This window comes from Streptomyces sp. 3214.6, assembly GCF_900129855.1.
In the GTDB taxonomy this organism is placed as follows: domain Bacteria; phylum Actinomycetota; class Actinomycetes; order Streptomycetales; family Streptomycetaceae; genus Streptomyces; species Streptomyces soliscabiei.
In genome coordinates, this window is sequence record NZ_LT670819.1 from 1139689 (window position 1) to 1155615 (window position 15927).

General features: G+C 70.9%; 17 protein-coding genes and 3 pseudogenes. 10 read left to right on the plus strand and 10 right to left on the minus strand.

Annotated elements, in window-relative coordinates; translation table 11 throughout:
* Positions 1-78: 78 nt before the first annotated feature.
* Positions 79-1056 carry a pyridoxal-phosphate dependent enzyme gene (locus tag B5557_RS05075; protein ID WP_079657984.1) on the minus strand — a complete coding sequence of 326 codons (978 nt, stop codon included), beginning with the start codon at positions 1054-1056 and terminating at the stop codon, positions 79-81.
* On the minus strand, positions 1053-1763 hold the full coding sequence (locus tag B5557_RS05080) for a helix-turn-helix transcriptional regulator (protein ID WP_443031335.1): 711 nt from the start codon (positions 1761-1763) through the stop codon (positions 1053-1055). Before B5557_RS05080 ends, B5557_RS05075 begins: the two co-directional genes overlap by 4 nt.
* A gap of 162 nt (positions 1764-1925) precedes the next feature.
* Between B5557_RS05080 and B5557_RS05085 the strand changes: the two genes are divergently transcribed.
* Positions 1926-2756: an SAM-dependent methyltransferase gene (locus B5557_RS05085; protein WP_079657985.1), complete on the plus strand. Its 831-nt coding sequence runs from the start codon at positions 1926-1928 to the stop codon at positions 2754-2756.
* 69 nt (positions 2757-2825) lie between these two features.
* Here the strand turns inward: B5557_RS05085 and B5557_RS05090 are convergent, their stop codons facing one another.
* Together B5557_RS05090 and B5557_RS05095 are read right to left on the minus strand one after the other, a co-directional pair.
* Positions 2826-3740, minus strand: a complete 915-nt coding sequence (locus tag B5557_RS05090) for a helix-turn-helix domain-containing protein (protein WP_079657986.1) — start codon at positions 3738-3740, stop codon at positions 2826-2828.
* Positions 3741-3914: 174 nt separating this feature from the next.
* Positions 3915-4145, minus strand: coding sequence for a DUF397 domain-containing protein (locus tag B5557_RS05095; protein WP_079657987.1), 231 nt, complete (start codon positions 4143-4145; stop codon positions 3915-3917).
* Positions 4146-4316: 171 nt separating this feature from the next.
* Here B5557_RS05095 and B5557_RS05100 point away from each other — a divergent pair, with 171 nt between their 5' ends.
* The 5 genes from B5557_RS05100 to B5557_RS05120 all read left to right on the plus strand — a co-directional run bounded on the left by B5557_RS05100 (position 4317) and on the right by B5557_RS05120 (position 8459).
* Positions 4317-4736, plus strand: a complete 420-nt coding sequence (locus B5557_RS05100; protein WP_231976255.1) for an ATP-binding protein — start codon at positions 4317-4319, stop codon at positions 4734-4736.
* 26 nt (positions 4737-4762) lie between these two features.
* A complete protein-coding gene (locus tag B5557_RS05105) occupies positions 4763-5251 on the plus strand; it encodes a hypothetical protein (protein ID WP_231976256.1) in 489 nt (162 codons plus the stop codon).
* Between the two features lie 78 nt (positions 5252-5329).
* Positions 5330-6295 (plus strand): pirin family protein, encoded by a 966-nt coding sequence (locus tag B5557_RS05110; protein ID WP_079657990.1) that lies wholly within the window; start codon positions 5330-5332, stop codon positions 6293-6295.
* A 380-nt stretch (positions 6296-6675) separates the two neighbouring features.
* Positions 6676-7038 (plus strand): MarR family winged helix-turn-helix transcriptional regulator, encoded by a 363-nt coding sequence (locus B5557_RS05115; protein WP_079657991.1) that lies wholly within the window; start codon positions 6676-6678, stop codon positions 7036-7038.
* Positions 7035-8459 carry an MFS transporter gene (locus tag B5557_RS05120; RefSeq protein WP_079657992.1) on the plus strand — a complete coding sequence of 475 codons (1425 nt, stop codon included), beginning with the start codon at positions 7035-7037 and terminating at the stop codon, positions 8457-8459. Before B5557_RS05115 ends, B5557_RS05120 begins: the two co-directional genes overlap by 4 nt.
* Before the next feature lie 29 nt (positions 8460-8488).
* Here B5557_RS05120 and B5557_RS05125 read toward each other — a convergent pair.
* Positions 8489-8854, minus strand: a pseudogene (locus tag B5557_RS05125) (RNA polymerase sigma factor); the annotation flags it as partial.
* On the opposite strand from B5557_RS05125, the pseudogene B5557_RS05130 reads away from it, so the two are divergent.
* Together B5557_RS05130 and B5557_RS46120 are read left to right on the plus strand one after the other, a co-directional pair.
* A pseudogene (locus tag B5557_RS05130) lies at positions 8854-9444 on the plus strand (integrase core domain-containing protein); the annotation flags it as partial. The pseudogenes B5557_RS05125 and B5557_RS05130 overlap by 1 nt on opposite strands.
* Before the next feature lie 40 nt (positions 9445-9484).
* Positions 9485-9852: pseudogene (locus B5557_RS46120) on the plus strand (MmyB family transcriptional regulator).
* A 264-nt stretch (positions 9853-10116) separates the two neighbouring features.
* Here B5557_RS46120 and B5557_RS05140 read toward each other — a convergent pair.
* The 4 genes from B5557_RS05140 to B5557_RS05155 all read right to left on the minus strand — a co-directional run bounded on the left by B5557_RS05140 (position 10117) and on the right by B5557_RS05155 (position 14696).
* Positions 10117-10950 (minus strand): PIG-L family deacetylase, encoded by an 834-nt coding sequence (locus tag B5557_RS05140; RefSeq protein WP_079657993.1) that lies wholly within the window; start codon positions 10948-10950, stop codon positions 10117-10119.
* Between the two features lie 232 nt (positions 10951-11182).
* Positions 11183-13480, minus strand: a complete 2298-nt coding sequence (locus tag B5557_RS05145; protein WP_079657994.1) for an FtsX-like permease family protein — start codon at positions 13478-13480, stop codon at positions 11183-11185.
* The gene (locus B5557_RS05150) at positions 13477-14175 is read right to left on the minus strand and encodes an ABC transporter ATP-binding protein (RefSeq protein ID WP_079657995.1); all 699 of its coding nucleotides are present in this window, start codon (positions 14173-14175) and stop codon (positions 13477-13479) included. The genes B5557_RS05145 and B5557_RS05150 overlap by 4 nt, the downstream gene beginning before the upstream one ends.
* Entirely contained in the window at positions 14172-14696 is a 525-nt protein-coding gene (locus tag B5557_RS05155; protein ID WP_079657996.1) for a PadR family transcriptional regulator, read from the minus strand. The genes B5557_RS05150 and B5557_RS05155 overlap by 4 nt, the downstream gene beginning before the upstream one ends.
* 213 nt (positions 14697-14909) lie before the next feature.
* Between B5557_RS05155 and B5557_RS05160 the strand changes: the two genes are divergently transcribed.
* Positions 14910-15344 (plus strand): MMPL family transporter, encoded by a 435-nt coding sequence (locus tag B5557_RS05160; protein ID WP_231976258.1) that lies wholly within the window; start codon positions 14910-14912, stop codon positions 15342-15344.
* Positions 15308-15553, plus strand: a complete 246-nt coding sequence (locus B5557_RS44790) for an MMPL family transporter (RefSeq protein WP_231976259.1) — start codon at positions 15308-15310, stop codon at positions 15551-15553. Before B5557_RS05160 ends, B5557_RS44790 begins: the two co-directional genes overlap by 37 nt.
* On the opposite strand, the gene B5557_RS44435 is transcribed toward B5557_RS44790, so the two are convergent.
* Positions 15480-15902 (minus strand): hypothetical protein, encoded by a 423-nt coding sequence (locus tag B5557_RS44435; protein ID WP_197697284.1) that lies wholly within the window; start codon positions 15900-15902, stop codon positions 15480-15482. The genes B5557_RS44790 and B5557_RS44435 overlap by 74 nt on opposite strands.
* Positions 15903-15927: the final 25 nt, after the last annotated feature.

A 15927-nucleotide genomic window follows, 5' to 3' on the forward strand; every position in this document is an offset into this window, starting at 1 on the left:
GTCGGTCGAGGGCCGAGCCCCACTCCCTCCATGGTCCGCCCGTCCCCCGGGCACCGCCAATCGAAGGAACCGCCTTGGTCAGGCGGCGCCGCCGCACAGCTCGGCGAAGCGACCGGCGTCGATGTTGCCGCCGGAAACGATCACTCCGACGCGCCGGGGCAGGCCGTCGACCCGCCCGGCGAGGAGAGCGGCGAGCGGGGTGGCGCCGCTGGGCTCCACGACGATCTTCAGGCGTTCGAAGGCGAACCGCATGGCCGCGCGGATCTCGTCGTCGGAGACCAGGACGATCCCGTCCACGAGCCGCCGGTTCACCGAGAACGTGAGCTCCCCGGGCGTGTGCAGGGCCTGGCCGTCGGCGATGGTGCGCGGCACCGGGATCTCGACCCGCCGGCCCGCCTCCAGCGACCGCTTGGTGTCGTCGCCGGCCTCCGGTTCGACGCCGACGACGCGGATGCCGGACCGCAGTGCCTTGAGCGCGGTCGCGCTGCCGGCGATCAGTCCGCCGCCCCCGACCGGCGCCAGTAGGGCGTCCAACTCCCCTGCGTCCTCCAGGAGTTCGAGGGCCGCGGTGCCCTGGCCCGCCATGACGTGCGGATGCTCATAGGGCGGGATCAGCGCCAGGCCCCGTTCGGCGGCCAGCGCCTCGCCGATGGCCACCCGGTCACCGGCGTAGCGGTCGTACGTCATGATCTCCGCGCCGTAGCCTGCCGTCGCCGCCCGCTTGGAGCGGGGCGCGTCCTCGGGCATGACGATCAAGGCGGTGGTCCCGAGTTCGCGTGCGGCCAGGGCGACGGCCTGGGCGTGGTTGCCGGAGGAGTACGCGGCGATGCCCCTCGCGAGCTGCTCGGGGGCCAGCCGGGAGGCCGCGTTGTAGGCGCCGCGGAACTTGAAGGCGCCGACGCGCTGGAAGTTCTCGCACTTCAGAAGGACCTCGGCGCCGACGATCCGGTCGAGGGTGCGCGAGCGCAGCACGGGGGTGCGGTGCGCGACACCCTTGAGGCGGGCGGCCGCGTCGCGGACGTCGTCGAGGGTGATCGGCAGGGGTGCGGTCGTCACGGGTGGGCTCCATCGGGGGTGTCGTCGGCGCCGTTCGCCGCGGTCGGGCGGGGGACTCTGGCCTGGGAGAGGTAGCTGTAGGCGGAGGCCCGGGAGATGCCGAGGCGGGCGGCCACCTGCTCGATCGCGCGGCGCACGGCGAACACCCCGCGTTCGTCCAGACCGCGGAAGAGGGCCAGGCGACGCGGCCGGTCGAGGCCGGCCCAGGTCTGGTCCTGGCGCGTCAGCTGGGCGTCGAGAAGGGCGTCGACGACGGAGTCGATGTCGTCGCCGAAGGTGGTCACGGGCGCGTCGGCCGGCCCTCCGGGCGTCCCGGCGAGCGCGGCCAGCAGTCCCTGCACCCGGTCCACCTCGGTGACGTCCACGTTGACGCAGAGCGCGCCGAACACCGCGCCCGTGGAGTCGCGCAGCACCATCGTGGACGACTTCACCAGCCTTCCGGCGTCGGTGCGGGTGACGTAGTTCAGCTCGTCGAGGGCGTCGTCGCCGCGGGCGAGGACCCGCATGCCGATCTCGCTCATCGCCCCGCCGACCGTCCGCCCGGTCACCGACCCCGCGACGGCGACGACGGACTTCTCCGGCCGCCGGTAGTCGTGCAGCACCACCTCGCACACCGGCCCGAAGGTGGCCGCGATCCCGTCGACGACGGGGGTGAGCGCACGCAGCGTCGCGTCCCGCTCGGCTTCCCGGTAATCCATGACCGTCATTAGACCACGAGTCCAGGAATTGGACCAGCAGTCCAATGCCGCTCTCGGTCGGACACCTTCAGGGGAACTGTCGATCAAGGGGTGGTGCCGTCAATTGCCGTTTCCCTAGGATGTGTTGTCGGCCGCGCCAGTCCGGGGCACGGCGGGGATCTGGGGGAAGAGATGCAGCCTGGCAAACAGCTGTCCACGTCGATCGATGCCACTGTTCCGACGGCCGCGCGCATGTACGACCACTACCTGGGCGGCAAGGACAACTACGCGGCCGACCGCGCCGCCTGCGAGGAACTCGACAAGGTCGTCCCCAGCACCCGCGTCCTCGCACTGAACAACCGGCGCTTCCTGCAGCGGGTCGTGAAGACCCTGAGCCAGGAGTACGGGATCCGGCAGTTCCTCGACCACGGCTCAGGCCTGCCCACCCAGGACAACGTCCACCAGGTCGCCCAGCGCATCGACCCGACCTCGCACGTCGTCTACGTCGACAACGACCCCATGGTGCTCGTGCACGGCCGGGCCCTTCTGGAGCAGGACGAACGGACCACCGTGATCCACGCCGACATGCGGGAGACGGAGGCCATCTTCGGCCACGAGGACACCGAGCGCCTGATCGACTTCTCGCAGCCGGTGGCGGTGCTGTTCAACTCGGTCTTCCACTGCATCCCAGACAGCGACACCGACGGACCCCAGGCGGTCGTCCGCCGGGTGACCGAACGCCTCGCCCCCGGCAGCTATCTGGTGATGTGTCAGCTGGTCAGCGAGGACCCGGCGGTCAGGGAGTTCGTCACCGACTTCATGGACAAGGCCACCCAGGGCCACTGGGGCCGGGTCCGCCAGGAGAAGGACGTCGCCGCACTGTTCGAGGGCCTGGACATCCTCGACCCGGGACTGGTGGAGGTCTCCACCTGGCGCCCCGACACCGAGGTCGCCCCTCGCCAACTCACCAAGGAGTGGATCGAGTTCGGCGGGGTGGGCCGCCTCGGTCAGCACTGCGGCTGAGGCCAGGACCGGGGCTGGGACTGCGGTCAGGACTGCGGCTGGGGCTGTAGCTGGGGTCGGGTCCGGCGGTCAGTTGTAGCGCTGCTTCGCGATGGCAGCCAACAGGGCCTGCGACTCACGGGGGTTGAGCGCCTCGTCGGCCAGCCGGTCCAGCGCGACGCGGTACTCCTCCGTCTCGTCCTGATCCTCCAGGAAGGTGGCGCTCCTGATCTGCTCGAGGTAGACGACATCGGGCAGATCGGCGCCGCCGAAGCGCAGATAGGTGACCGGTATGGCCGGCGCGGAGGCATGGGTGACGTCCAACGGCACGACCTGGACGGTGACATGGGGCAGCCGGGCCAGTTCCACGAGATGGGCGAGCTGCTCGCGCATGACCTCGCGGCTGCCCAGCACCCGCAGCAGCACCGACTCGTCGAGGATCGCCCACACCCGCGGGGCGTCCGGTCTCCGCAGCAGTTCGGTGCGCCGCGTCCGCAGCTCCACCCTGCGCTCGACCTCCCGAGACGTCGCCGACGGCAGCCCGCGCTCCACGACGGCCCGCGCGTACGCGGGAGTCTGCAACAGGCCCGGCACGTACTGGATCTCGAAGGTACGGATCGCGGTGGCCGCCTCCTGCAACCCGACCAGGCGGTCGAACCACTCGGGCATCAGCCGCTTGTCGTAGCGCTGCCACCAGCCCGGCTCGCCCGCCTGCCGCAGCAACCGGAGCAGCACCGAAGCCTCATGGTCGTCGGCCTTGTACAGTGACAGGAGCGCGCGGACGTCCGCCTCGACGGGCGGTCTGCGTCCCTTGCCCGCCTCGATGCGCGACAGCTTCGCCGGGCTGAAACCGATGGCGCGCGCGGCCTGGTCCTGGGACAGACCGGTATCCTCCCGGATGCCCGCCAACTGCACACCGACCAGCATTTTCAGCAAGGTCGGGGCGGGCTCGGCACGGTTCAGATACGGTTCGAGGCGGGAGACGCGAGACGACTCGGCAGACATCCTGACTCCCCGTGGACCGGCAGACGACAGACCGAAGTATCGCATCCGAAGCCCTCCGGCCGCACGCGGCAAGGCAATCGGCTCCATCGGGAGACCACGAGCCGCCCCCTGGAGCCCGCCCGCCGAGTCCGCCCCGGACCCTCACATGGTCCTTACGCGACCCCCACGCGGCGTTCACACCAGATGGTCGAACTCCCCGTCCTTCGCCCCGGCCACGAACGCGGCCAGCTCGGCCGGCGTGTACACCAGGGCCGGCCCCTCGGGATCACGGGAGTTGCGCATCGCGACGCCTCCCCCGTCCAGGGCCGCGACCTCCACACAGTTGCCCTCGGCGTTGCTGTGGCTGCTCTTGATCCAGCGGACGCCCAACGAGCTCGCCCGTACTCCGTTCGGCACTGACGGCACTGCACTCTCCTCGCTCGTACGCGCAATTTCCCGTGAAATTGCACGAGGACATCGTCAGCGTGGATAATAACCATGCCGTCAACCACACTTCTGGCGCCCCGTCCTGACGTCGCTTCAGGGAGATGCACCGTGTCATCACCTGCGCAGATCCGGAGCCATGAGTCCGTCTCCGTGCGTGACTCGCCCAGAACCGCCGCCCTGCACCTCACGGGCAGCCGGGAAGGATTCGCCCAGGCACGGGACTTCACCCACCACACCCTCGACTGCTGGTCCCTGGGCCACTGCAGTGACGACGCGGTGATGGTCGTCACGGAACTGGCCGCCAACGCGGTCCTGCACGGCCTCCCCCGCCCCTCGGCCGACGAGTTCGACGTACGGCTCAGACTCACCCTGCGCCGCTCCCACCTCGTGTGCGCCGTCACCGACCCGAGCGACGGCCTGCCCGTCTACCCGCACGCCGACGACACCCTCCTGGAACACGGCCGCGGACTGCACATCGTCGAGGCCCTCTCGCAGCACTGGGGCTGGACGCGTCGCTCCCCCGTGGGCAAGACCGTCTGGGCCATGCTGCCGACCCGCTTACAGCCCTGATCCCCGACCGACGGCTGACACCTGACATGACTGCCACGAAGAGAACCGCACCGCTGAAGGACCTGGGACATGTGCCGTGGCCCGAGATCAAGGACTCCACCGGGTCCGCCGCGGACATCCCGATCCTGCTGACCGCCGTCGCCCGGGGCGACGCCGACAGCGCCGAGTCCGCCCTCGGCCAACTGCGCCGAAGAATCTGCCAGTTCGGCTTCGTCGTCGACGAGGCGACGGCGGCGACGGTGCCGTTCCTGTGGGAACTCGTCCGGCTCCCCCAGGTCACCTGCCGTGCGGAGATCCTGCGCCTGCTGAAGAGCATCGCCGACACCCGTCAGTGGGAGACCACGGCCGCCGCCTACCCCAAGCTGCTCCACCACCCCGACGACTACGTGGGCTGGGAACGCGCGGCCCGCGACGCCGTGCACGCCCAGCGAGACGTCCTTCGCCAGCTGCTCGCCGAGCCGGACACCGAGATCGTGCGCGCCACCACGGAACTCGCCGAGACCCTGACCGGCTGAGGCACCGGCGGACGGCGAATCCAGGGCCTGCCCGGGTCCTTCTGCGGAACTCCACATCCGACCGCTAAGTTGTGCCGCATGAGCAACCTTGACCGTGCGCCCGTACCGAGTGTGTGCGGCGGCCGCGGATTCGTCGTCGCCGAACCAGTCCGCGAGCTGCTGAGCCCCCGGCAGGTGAAGCTCGGCGAGTCGACCGAGGTGCGCCGACTGCTGCCGAACCTCGGACGGCGCATGATCGGCGCCTGGGCCTTCGTCGACCACTACGGCCCCGACGACATCGCCGACGAGCCGGGCATGCAGGTCCCGCCGCATCCGCACATGGGACTGCAGACCGTCAGCTGGCTGCACGAGGGCGAGGTGCTGCACCGCGACTCGACCGGCAGCCTGCAGACCATCCGGCCCAGGGAACTGGGCCTGATGACCTCGGGCCGGGCGATCAGCCACTCCGAGGAGAGCCCCCGGCCGCACGCCCGCTACCTGCACGGCGCCCAGCTCTGGGTCGCGCTGCCGAACGCCCACCGGCACACCGACCCCCACTTCGAGCACCACGCCGACCTGCCCACCGTCACCGCCCCCGGCCTCACGGCCACCGTGCTCCTCGGCGACCTCGACGGCTCCACCTCACCCGGCACGGCGTACACCCCCATCGTGGGCGCCGATCTCGCGCTCGCCCGCGGCGCCGACGTACGCCTGCCGCTCCTGCCCGACTTCGAGTACGGCGTGCTGTCGATGTCGGGCGAGGTACATGTGGACGGGGTGCCCGTCCTGCCGGGCTCGATGCTCTACCTCGGCTGCGGACGCACCGAACTTCCCCTGCGGGCCGAGTCCGACGCAGGCCTGATGCTGCTCGGCGGCGAGCCCTTCGAGGAGGAGCTCGTCATGTGGTGGAACTTCGTCGGCCGGTCCCAGGAAGAGATCGTGCAGGCTCGCGACGACTGGGCGAGAGGAACCCGCTTCGGCGAGGTGAAGGGCTACGACGGAGCTCCGCTGCGCGCCCCCACCCTGCCCGACACCCCCCTCAAACCCCGCGGGAGGGTGCGCTGACCTGGGGTCGGAGCCGATCGGCCGACGAGGCACGTCGTCGCGGGCCGAGCGCTCGGCTAACGGTTTGTGGAGACCCAACAGATTCAGTAGGCGTGATGGAACATCCAGAACCCCTTGCGCTTGCCGGTAGGGACGATCAGATCGGACTGGATCTGCTCGGCGGACTCCCTGCTCCCCCGGCGCCGGGGGGGACGGTGTCGAGCATGTCGTCGGTCATGACCGACGACCGGCCTCCGTTCCCGCATTTACATAAGCTATGAATATAAAAATGCTATGCTTCGAGCATGAGTCGTCATGACACCGATCCTGGCGCGTCCGCCGCCATCGGGGCAGCCCTCTACGGCCTGGCCACCAGGGCCACGAGACGCCTGCCCCGGGACATGAGCCTGACGTCCGCCGCCACCCTGGCCACCCTGGACCGGACCGGCCCGCGGCGCATCACCGATCTGGCCACGGTCGAGGGCGTCACCCAGCCCGCGATGACCGCCCTGGTCCGGGTGATGGAGGAGTCCGGCCTGGTCGAGCGGCGGGGCGACGCGTCCGACAAGCGGGTCACGCTGGTGTGCCTGACCGAGGCGGGCGCCTCCTATGTCCGGACGCGGCGCCAGGCGGGCGTCCACGCCTTCGAGCGGTTGATCGGCGAGCTCACCGGCGACGAGGTCGAGGCGCTGGTGGCGGCCCTTCCGGCGCTGAGGCATCTGGCAGAGCTCGAAAGCCAGGACCGCGAAGGGCCGAAGCAGTGACGGGGCAGCCGGTCGGCAGGGTCGCGGCGAAGGCGTTCCCGGTGGCGTGTTCCGAGGCGCTGCTGGTCCCCGCCCTGATGTTCATCGCTCTGGTCGTGGCGGCGGTCGCCAGCCTCGGGACGCCGCTCATCACCAGCGTGGCGACCTCGTTCCACGTCTCGCTCGGCAGCGCGCAGTGGACGCTGACCGTCGCGCTGCTCAGCGGCGCCGTCGCCACACCGGTCCTGGGCCGGCTCGGAGCCGGCCCGCACCGGCGGGCCACGATCCTCGCCACGCTGGCGGTCGTCGTCGCCGGCAGCGCGCTCACCGTGCTGCCGCTGCCGTTCGCGTGGCTGCTGGCCGGCAGGGCGGCCCAGGGCGTCGGGCTCGGGCTGACGGCGCTGATGATGGGCGTGGCCCGGGACCACCTCCCCGAGGAGCGCAGCGCGGCCGTGATCGCCCTGATCTCGGTGGTCTCGATCATCGGGGCCGGCGTCGGCTACCCGCTGGCCGCACTGCTCGCCGAGCTCGGCGGGGTACGGGCCGCCTACGGCCTCGGCCTGGTCGTCACCGCCGCCGCCCTCCTGACCGCGTGGCGCTCCATGCCCGAAGCCCCCGAAGGCCGCTCCGCCCATGTGGACGTGGCAGGCGCGGTCGTCCTGGCCGCCGCGCTGCTCCTGGTGCTGTTCCTCGCCGGCGAACGGAATCTGTGGAGCCGGCACCTCGCCATGGCGGCGGGCCTCGCCTTCGTCGCGGTGGTGCTGCTCTGCGTCTGGGCCGTCATCGAGCTGCGCAGCACGACGCCCCTGGTCGATGTGCGGGCGGTGCGGCACCCGGCGGTCGCCGGAGCGAACCTCGCCATGTTCGTCGGCGGGATCGGCATGTACCTCCTGCTCACGCTCATCACCCGGTACGCGCAGACGCCGCACGGCGCCGGCTACGGCTTCGGGCTGACGACCTTCGTCGCCGGGCTGGTCCTCATCCCGTTCTCGGTGCTGGGGTTCGTCGCCGGCAAGCTCACGCCGCGGGTCCGAACGCGGATCGCCGACCCCCTGCTCCTGGCCGGCAGCGCCGTCGTGGTCGGCGGCGGGTTCGCCCTGTTCGCGACGGCCCGGTCGGACCTGGCCGAACTGTTCGCGGCGATGGGCGTGCTCGGCATCGGCGTCGGCGGCTTCTCGGCCGCGATGCCCGGCGTCATCCTGGCCGTCACCCCCAAGAGCGAGACGTCGAGCGCCATGAGCTTCAACTACGTCGTCCGCAGCGTCGGGTACTCCCTGGGCAGCGCCATCGGCGGCCTGATCCTCACCGCGGGCACCGCCCCCGGCCACCTCTTCCCCCACGACGGCGCCTACACCACCGCGGCGCTGGTCGGCATCGGCGCCATGGCGATCACGACGCTGACAAGCCTCGCTCTCGCCCGCCGACCCTCGTCCGTGCGGTGACGTGCGTCAGCTCGGGCCTAAGCGACACGTCAGGTGATGTCTCCGAGGCGGGCCGCACGGGCCCGGAGGTAGCGCTGTTCGGGGAGGCTCAGGGTCTTCGCGGCGGCCGACTCGTAGGCGGCTCGGGCGGCCTCGGGGTCGCTGGCGCGTTCCAGGAGGTGGGCGCGGACCGAGTCCAGGCGGTGGCCCGTGGTCAACTCCGGTGCGAGCGCGTCCAGTTCGGCCAGACCAGCCTTCGGTCCGTGGACCATGGCGATGGCCACGGCACGGTTGAGGCGTTCGACAGGGCTGGGGACTAGATGGACGAGGACGTCGTAGAGTCCGAGGATCTCGGGCCAGTCGGTGCTGTCGGGCGAGTCCGCCTCGTCGTGGACGGCGGCGATCGCGGCCCTACCGCCTGGCCTTCCTGGACCGGCCCACCGGCCAGGTCATCCGCCGCTACGAACGCGACCGCCCCGGCGAGATGGTCCACGTGGACGTCAAGAAACTCGGCCGGATCCCCGACGGCGGCGGCCACAAGGTGCTCGGCCGCCAAGCCGGCCGCGCCACCCGCAGCTCCATGGGCTTCGACTACGTCCACTCCGCCGTCGACGACCACAGCCGCCTGGCCTACAGCGAGATCCACGGCGACGAGAAGGCCGACACCTGCGCGGGCTTCCTGCGCCGGGCCGCAGCATTCTTCGCCGCATCGGGCATCGACCGCATCGAGCGGGTCCTGACCGACAACGCCTGGCCCCATCGCAAGAGCTTCGCCTGGCAGCAGGCCCTGGCCGACCTCGGCGCGACCGGCAAGCTCACCCGCGCCTACCGGCCGCAGACCAACGGCAAAGTCGAACGCTTCAACCGCACCCTGCTCGAGGAATGGGCCTACCTGCGGTCCTACACCTCAAACACCGAGCGAACGACGGCCCTGGCAGACTTCCTGCACACCTACAACCACCACCGCTGCCACACCGCACTCCGCGGCCAGCCACCCATCAGCCGTGGGGCGTCGGGCAGCAGCTGCGGCGCCGGCCTCGGCCTCCATGAGTGTTCCCGCCGTGGTGCAGAACGCCCGTCTCGATCTCCTCGCGGCCAACGACCTGGGCCGCGCTCTGTACGCCGGCCTGTTCACCATGGGCAAGCAGCCACCGAACTACTCCGCGCGACCGCCGGGCGGGACCCGCTGGACCGGCAGGTGACCGAACTCATCGGCGAACTCTCCACCCGCAGCGCGGATTTCAGCACCCGTTGGGCCAAGCATGACGTGGACGTCTCCATCACCACCTACACCGCGCATCCCGGTACGCCCAGCGCTGACGGCCTCACCCTGCTGGCGACCTGGGCCGCAACCCAGAAGCAGCCACAGACCGTCAACGACGAAGCACACCGTCCGCGGCCCCGTCACCCTTAGGCGTCCCAACTGCACGGTCGGTCACCGGCGCCTGTGTGGGGGCAGGTCGGCCGGTCGTGCGCTCGTGCACAGGCCGGCCACCATCGCGGCCGAGATGGCACTGAGCTGCGCCGTCGCCGACGACAGCTCGGGGGGCGCGCGCGATCCTGTGTTGGGCACCCGCCTCCACAGCCCTGCCCGGGCGCGGGGACCGGCGGTCGAGTGACCGCCGCACGACCGGGCAGGACCACCCTCATGACCAAGGGCCGCCGCTGGGCGGGCGGATCAGCGCAGTCCGGCGAAGAGGTCGTTCTCGGGCACCGCCGCGCCGGTGGTGTCCTGGACGCGTACGAAGGTCTCGACGCCCATCAACTCGGTGAACTTCGCCTGTCCCATCCTGAGGAAGAAGATGTTCTCGCCCTGGCTGGCATGCGCGGCCAGCGCATCGAACTTCTGGGCGCCGAACGCGGTGGTGTCCACCCAGGTGGTGATCTCCTCGTCGGGGAGCCCGATCTCGGCCAGCGCGGCGGCCTCGGCGGGATCCGGCTCCTGTGCTTCGCCGCCGAACTCGCGCATGACCTCCCCGAACCGCTGCATCATCGAGCGGGGCGCTGTCGTCCAGTACACCTTCGGTGTCGGCTCGGTCATCGCCAGCGCAGCCATTGTGATGCGGTTGGCCTGGATGTGATCGGGGTGGCCGTAGAAGCCGTTCTCGTCGTAGGTGACCACCACGTCGGGCCGGTAGCGCCGAAAGAGTTCCGCGAGTCGGGCAGCGCCCTCCTCCACGGGTGTCTGCCAGAAGGATCCGGGCGCGTCATTGGCCGGCCAGCCCATCATCCCGGAGTCGCCGTAGTCCAGCATCTCCAGATGACTGACCTTCAGGACGTCGCAGCTTGCCGCCAGTTCTTGACGCCGCATCCGGGCGACAGCCGCCGGATCGTGCCCGGGGTCACCCGGTTTGACACCCCCCGGTCCATCGCCGCAACCGCCGTCGGTACATGTCACGAGGACCGTGCGGATGCCCTCCGCCGCGTACCGGGCGAGGACGCCTCCCGTTCCGGTGGCCTCGTCGTCGGGGTGGGCGTGTACCGCCATGAGCGTCAAGGGCCGGTCGTTCATGAAAACAGTCCTCCTGTAGGAAAGGCCTCGGTCCGAGTCCGCGGCGGGCGTATGCCCGGTCGCCCCTCAGTATCAGATGCCGGACGACCGGGCATACCGCGGCCGCCGGTCTCTCGGCCGGTGCAACAGCGCCGGCCGGACCCGCTGTTCCCGCCGCCCACCGGAACGCCCCCGGCCCTTGTGGGTCGAGGGCGGCATCGGGCAGCATCCGACGACCGGCTTGGCCTTCCTCCTACTCGTTGCGTGCCGCTTCGGGGCCCGTGATCCGTCTGAGCAGCGGCATCGTGGATGCGATGACCCCCAGCGAGGCGACCAGCCCGGTGAGCACGATCGCGTAGTACTGGATCCCCGGTGCCCGGATCGAGTAGTCGAACTGTGCCTGGACGAACAGCTGGGCGGCCAGGAAGCCCATCCCGATCGCCACCACCGCGACCACCAGGAGCGGGACCGCGCTTTCCAGCAGTACGACCCTTCGCAGCACTCCGAGCTGTGTGCCGGTCAGCCGCAGCAGGCTGAAGGGGCGCTTGCGGTCGCGCAGACCCCCGGCCACGCTCACGGCCAGGCTGCAGCCGGCGATGGGGAAACTGACCAGGATGACCACGTTGGCCAGTTGCTGGTATCCGGCGAGTTGTGCGCCGCTTTGGGCATGGTCCTCGCGGACGGTCAACGGCATGTCGCGGTCGGGATACGTGTTCGCGAGGATGGTGCGCGCACGTTCGATCGCCGACGTCGACCCGTCGGTGGCCACGACGATCTCCTGGACCGGGAGCCGGGCGAGGCGCTGGGCGGAGATGTCGGCGGCGGGCCATGCCGAAGGCCAGTGCATCCAGTGGTACGTGCCGAAGCTGCCGTAGTTCTGGGCGACCGACGCCGCCTGGGCTCCGGGGGTGCATGCGCTGTTGGCCGGCATCCTCGCAAGCTCCGTGCACGAGGCCAGGCCGGCGACCGGCGGAGTCCCGACGCCGGGTCGACCGTGAATGGTGGGGTCGGTGGTGCCGAGCGGGTTCGTGTGGATCATCAGCACGCCTTTGACGCCCGGTACGGAGTTCAGGTCGCCGACCGCGGCCTTCGGGAGCGGGGGCACGTTGCCGATCTGACGTCCGGTAGCGGGGTCGAAGTCCCGGGCGTAGTTGGCGTCCAGGGCGCCGGCGACCGCTCGGCCGGTCTGCGGGATGCTGCGCTCGGCGTTGAGCGCGCCGATGATCCCGACGGCCGCGCTGGTGACGCACAGGGCGAGGACCAGCCCGCTGACCGCGCGGAAGCCGGCCTTCGGGTCGTCCGCGAGCCGCCGGCCGGCGACGAGCAGCGCGGGCCGGCTGGTGAGCCGGGCCAGGACGCGGGCTCCGGCCATGGTCAGCCAGGGCCCGGCGATGACGAGGCCGGTCAGAACCAGCAGGATGCCCGGGACGAAGACCCAGATCTGGCCGTTGGTGCTCCTGGGAACCCGGCCGATGGTGTAGGAGAGTTCGGCGATACCGGCGGCCAGCGGGATCACCCGGTAGACGCGCGGCGGGCGCGGGGTGACGCGCCGGGTGACCCCGAGCGGGGAGACCTGCACGCGGCGCAGAGCGATCCGGGCCGCGATCGCGGCCCCCACGGGGACGGCGACGGCGACGTGAAGGATGTCGCTGGTCCGGAGCGTGAGGTCGCTGGTGAAGTAGGGCGTCTGCGTGAGGTCGACCGCCGCCAGTCGCGTACGGAACAGGAAGAAGAGGCCGAAGCCGACAGCTGTGCCGATGACCGCGGCGACCGTCGATTCGACGGCCGAGAGCATCGAGATCTGCCGCGGTGTGGCGCCCACCAGGCGCATCGCGGCGAAGCGCTGCTCGCGGCGGGCGGCGGCCAGCCGGCTGGCCGTGCCGATGAGGATGAGCACCGGGAAGATCAGGGCGGTGCCCGCGACGGAGAGGATGAGCTTGATGCCGCGGCTGTCGATGCCCGCCCTGACCGTGCAGTTCGTGCCATTGCAGCTGCTGGGGGTCGCGGTGGTGATCGAGGTGACCCGGGTGGCGTCGTGCCGCTTCCCGAGCTGGTCGGGGCTGTGGCCGATGACGATGACCAGGGAGTCGGGGCCCGGGAGTGCCGCCTTGCCGACCGTGCCGATCTCGTGGCCGGGATAGCGGTCGGCGAGTTCGGCGGCGGGCGTGGAGTGGAGGAGCTTGCCGAGGGCTGGTGAGGCGTAGAACTCGCCCGGTCCGGGAAGGCGCGAAAGGCCCGGCGGGACCGGGGAGTTGGGTCCGGTCGCGGCGACGTCGACGCGGCCGATGGTCTTGCCGTCGAAGTGGTCCGCCCTGAGCAGCCACCACAGCGGGTCCGTGTCCGCGTTCCCCGCCGACCGGCTGGACGCGCTCTGGCCGGTGCCGGTGTTGAGCCAGGCGTTGCGGCTGTTCTGGGTGGCGGTGGCGTTGATGGCCGCCAGGATGCTCAGCAGCAGGCCGACGCCGAGTGCGACGGCGGCCGTGATGACGGCGAGGCGGGCGGCAGCCTCTCTGCCGCCGCTCAGGGTGAGGCGCAGGCCGAGGCGGATCACGAGGCGAGCCGTCCGACGGACAGCGGTGTCACCTTGCCGTCGCGGACGATGACTTCCCGGTTCGCGAAGGCGGCCACCCGCGGCTCGTGGGTGACGAGGACGACGGTGGTGCCCTCCTCGCGCACGGAGGCGACCAGCAGGTCCATCACATGTTCGCCGGTGAGCGAGTCGAGCGACCCGGTCGGCTCGTCGGCGAACAGCACCTTGGGCCGGGAGACCAGGGCCCGGGCCAGGGCGACCCGCTGTGCCTGCCCGCCGGAGAGTTCACCGGACCGGCGTCTCTCGAGACCGTCCAGGCCGAGTCGCCCGAACCACGGCCTGGCCTCGGCCAGCGCGCTCGCCCTGCGGGACTTGGCGAGGAGCAGGGGCAGGGCGACGTTCTCCTCGGCGGTCAGCTCGGGGACGAGCTGACCGAACTGGAAGACGAAGCCGAAGCGGTCCCGGCGCAGCGCGCTGCGCTCGGGCTCGCGCCGGGTGTCGATACGGCGGCCGTCGAACCAGATCTCGCCGGAGTCGGGTACGAGGATCCCGGCCAGGCAGTGCAGCAGCGTGGACTTGCCGGAGCCGCTCGGCCCGGTGACGGCGAGGATCTCGCCGGCGCGGGCGGAGAGATTCGCACCCCGCAGCGCGGGCGTCTGCCCGAACGACAGGACGGCGTCCCGCGCTTCCACGAGGAAGTCTTCGTCCGCGCTCATGAGCGCACCTCCGCCGTCAGGGCGGCGAGCCGCGCCACGGTCTGGTCGATCCACCGCAGATCGGCTTCCAGGTGGTACACGCCGTGGTCGGCGAGCAGCGAGTCGATCGTGCTGCCGGTCCGGCGCAGTTCGGTCAGCTCCCGCATCCGCTCCATGTGGGAGGCACGCTGGACATCGAGGTACGCGCGCGGATCGCGCTCCAGCAGCAGCGCGATCACGACCTTGGTGAACAGCACCGTCTGCAGATGCGGTTCGCTCGCCACCGGCTCGGTCAGCCAGGTCTCCACCTCCGTGACCCCCAACTCGGTGATCACATAGCGCTTGCGGTCCGGCCCCGACCCGGGCTCGGTCTCACCGACCTCGACCTTCCCGTCGCGGGCGAGGCGGCTCAGGGTCGAGTAGACCTGCCCGGCGGGCAGCGGCTTCCCGCGGCCGAAGTACATGTCGTAGTCGCGCTTGAGGTCGTAGCCGTGGCTCGACTCGCGTTCGAGGAGTCCGAGGAGCGCCAGAGGGACAGTCATACCTCAGTATCTACACTCGGTATCTAGTCGACGTCAACAGGCGAACGGGCCGTACGTCCACCGCATTGGTACCGCGGTACCGGGCCCCGCACGGATTCGGTCCTGTGGTGCCGGGCCGGGACCGGGAAGCGCTCATAGCTTGGGCGCAGGGCCGGGCCGAGAGCTGGGCCCGATGTCCTTGGCGAGCTTCTTTCTCCTGGTGGGAGTACTTCCGTGGCCACCTTCCTGTACCGCCTGGGCCGGCTGGCCTTCCGGCGACGACGACTCTTCCTGATGGCGTGGATCGTGGTGCCGGCCGCCGTCGGCATCGGCGCCGGCAGTGTCTCCGGGACCACGACCGACGACTTCACCCTGCCCGGCACCCAGTCCCAGAAGGCCATCGACCTGCTGGGGAAGGAGTTCCCGCAGGCATCCGCCGGCGGAGCGACCGCACGGTTCGTCTTCGAGGCGCCCAAGGGGCAGAAACTGACCGACGCGGCCAACAAGAGCGAGATCGACGCCCTCGTCGGTGAGCTGAAGGCCGCTCCGCAGGTGGCGAAGGTGTCCGAGCCGTTCGCCGGCGGCCTGGTCAGCAAGGACGGCACGATCGCCTACGCCCAGGTCACGCGGAAATGGTCGGGCTCGTCGTCGCCGCATTCGTCCTCGTGATCACCTTCGGGTCGCTGCTCGCGGCCGGGCTGCCGCTGCTCACCGCGATCGCCAGGGTCGTGGCGGCGGTCTGCGGCATCACCATCGCGACCGAGTTCGTCCCCATGTCCTCCGCCTCCACGACGCAGCCGCCGCCTAGTCGTGCAGGCTGGGGCCTCCTCCCCAGTTGGAGCGCAGGCCGTCGGCGCCGGCCCGCTCCAGACGGCTGATGAACCAGCCGCCGCCACCGGGGTTCTGCTGCTGGCGCGCGGCGTACTCGTTGATCTGGTACGGGCGGGTGTTGGTCAGGCCCGCGGTGGCGAGGGTCGAGTTGGCGTTGCTGACGGCCGTGACGGGGTCGTGCGGGATGGCATGCGGCCAGGTTCTTGGACGGGGAACCAGTCGGGCGGAAATCCGTTTGCCCGACCCCTGTGGCGCCCGGCACATCACGCCCGCGAGTCCGGCAACGCGCCGGACGGGACGCGACCGCGTGGCCGAGTGATGCTCCGCGCGAAGCTCCTCCGCCCGCACCCGGGCAGCCGCCTCCCGCTCCTCCAGCAATCCCATCACTGATGGCATCGGTCATCTCCGCATCACCGAGAAC

Excerpts from the sequence above, each read along its gene's own strand:
- B5557_RS05155 (WP_079657996.1), bottom strand. The coding sequence starts at position 14,696 with ATGACTGTCCCTCTGGCGCTCCTCGGACTCCTCGAACGCGAGTCGAGC.
- B5557_RS05110 (WP_079657990.1), top strand. The coding sequence starts at position 5,330 with ATGAGCAACCTTGACCGTGCGCCCGTACCGAGTGTGTGCGGCGGCCGC.
- B5557_RS05090 (WP_079657986.1), bottom strand. The coding sequence starts at position 3,740 with ATGTCTGCCGAGTCGTCTCGCGTCTCCCGCCTCGAACCGTATCTGAAC.
- B5557_RS05140 (WP_079657993.1), bottom strand. The coding sequence starts at position 10,950 with ATGAACGACCGGCCCTTGACGCTCATGGCGGTACACGCCCACCCCGAC.
- B5557_RS05115 (WP_079657991.1), top strand. The coding sequence starts at position 6,676 with ATGAGCCTGACGTCCGCCGCCACCCTGGCCACCCTGGACCGGACCGGC.
- B5557_RS05085 (WP_079657985.1), top strand. The coding sequence starts at position 1,926 with ATGCAGCCTGGCAAACAGCTGTCCACGTCGATCGATGCCACTGTTCCG.
- B5557_RS05150 (WP_079657995.1), bottom strand. The coding sequence starts at position 14,175 with ATGAGCGCGGACGAAGACTTCCTCGTGGAAGCGCGGGACGCCGTCCTG.
- B5557_RS05105 (WP_231976256.1), top strand. The coding sequence starts at position 4,763 with ATGACTGCCACGAAGAGAACCGCACCGCTGAAGGACCTGGGACATGTG.
- B5557_RS44790 (WP_231976259.1), top strand. The coding sequence starts at position 15,308 with ATGGTCGGGCTCGTCGTCGCCGCATTCGTCCTCGTGATCACCTTCGGG.
- B5557_RS44435 (WP_197697284.1), bottom strand. The coding sequence starts at position 15,902 with ATGCCATCAGTGATGGGATTGCTGGAGGAGCGGGAGGCGGCTGCCCGG.
- B5557_RS05080 (WP_443031335.1), bottom strand. The coding sequence starts at position 1,763 with ATGACGGTCATGGATTACCGGGAAGCCGAGCGGGACGCGACGCTGCGT.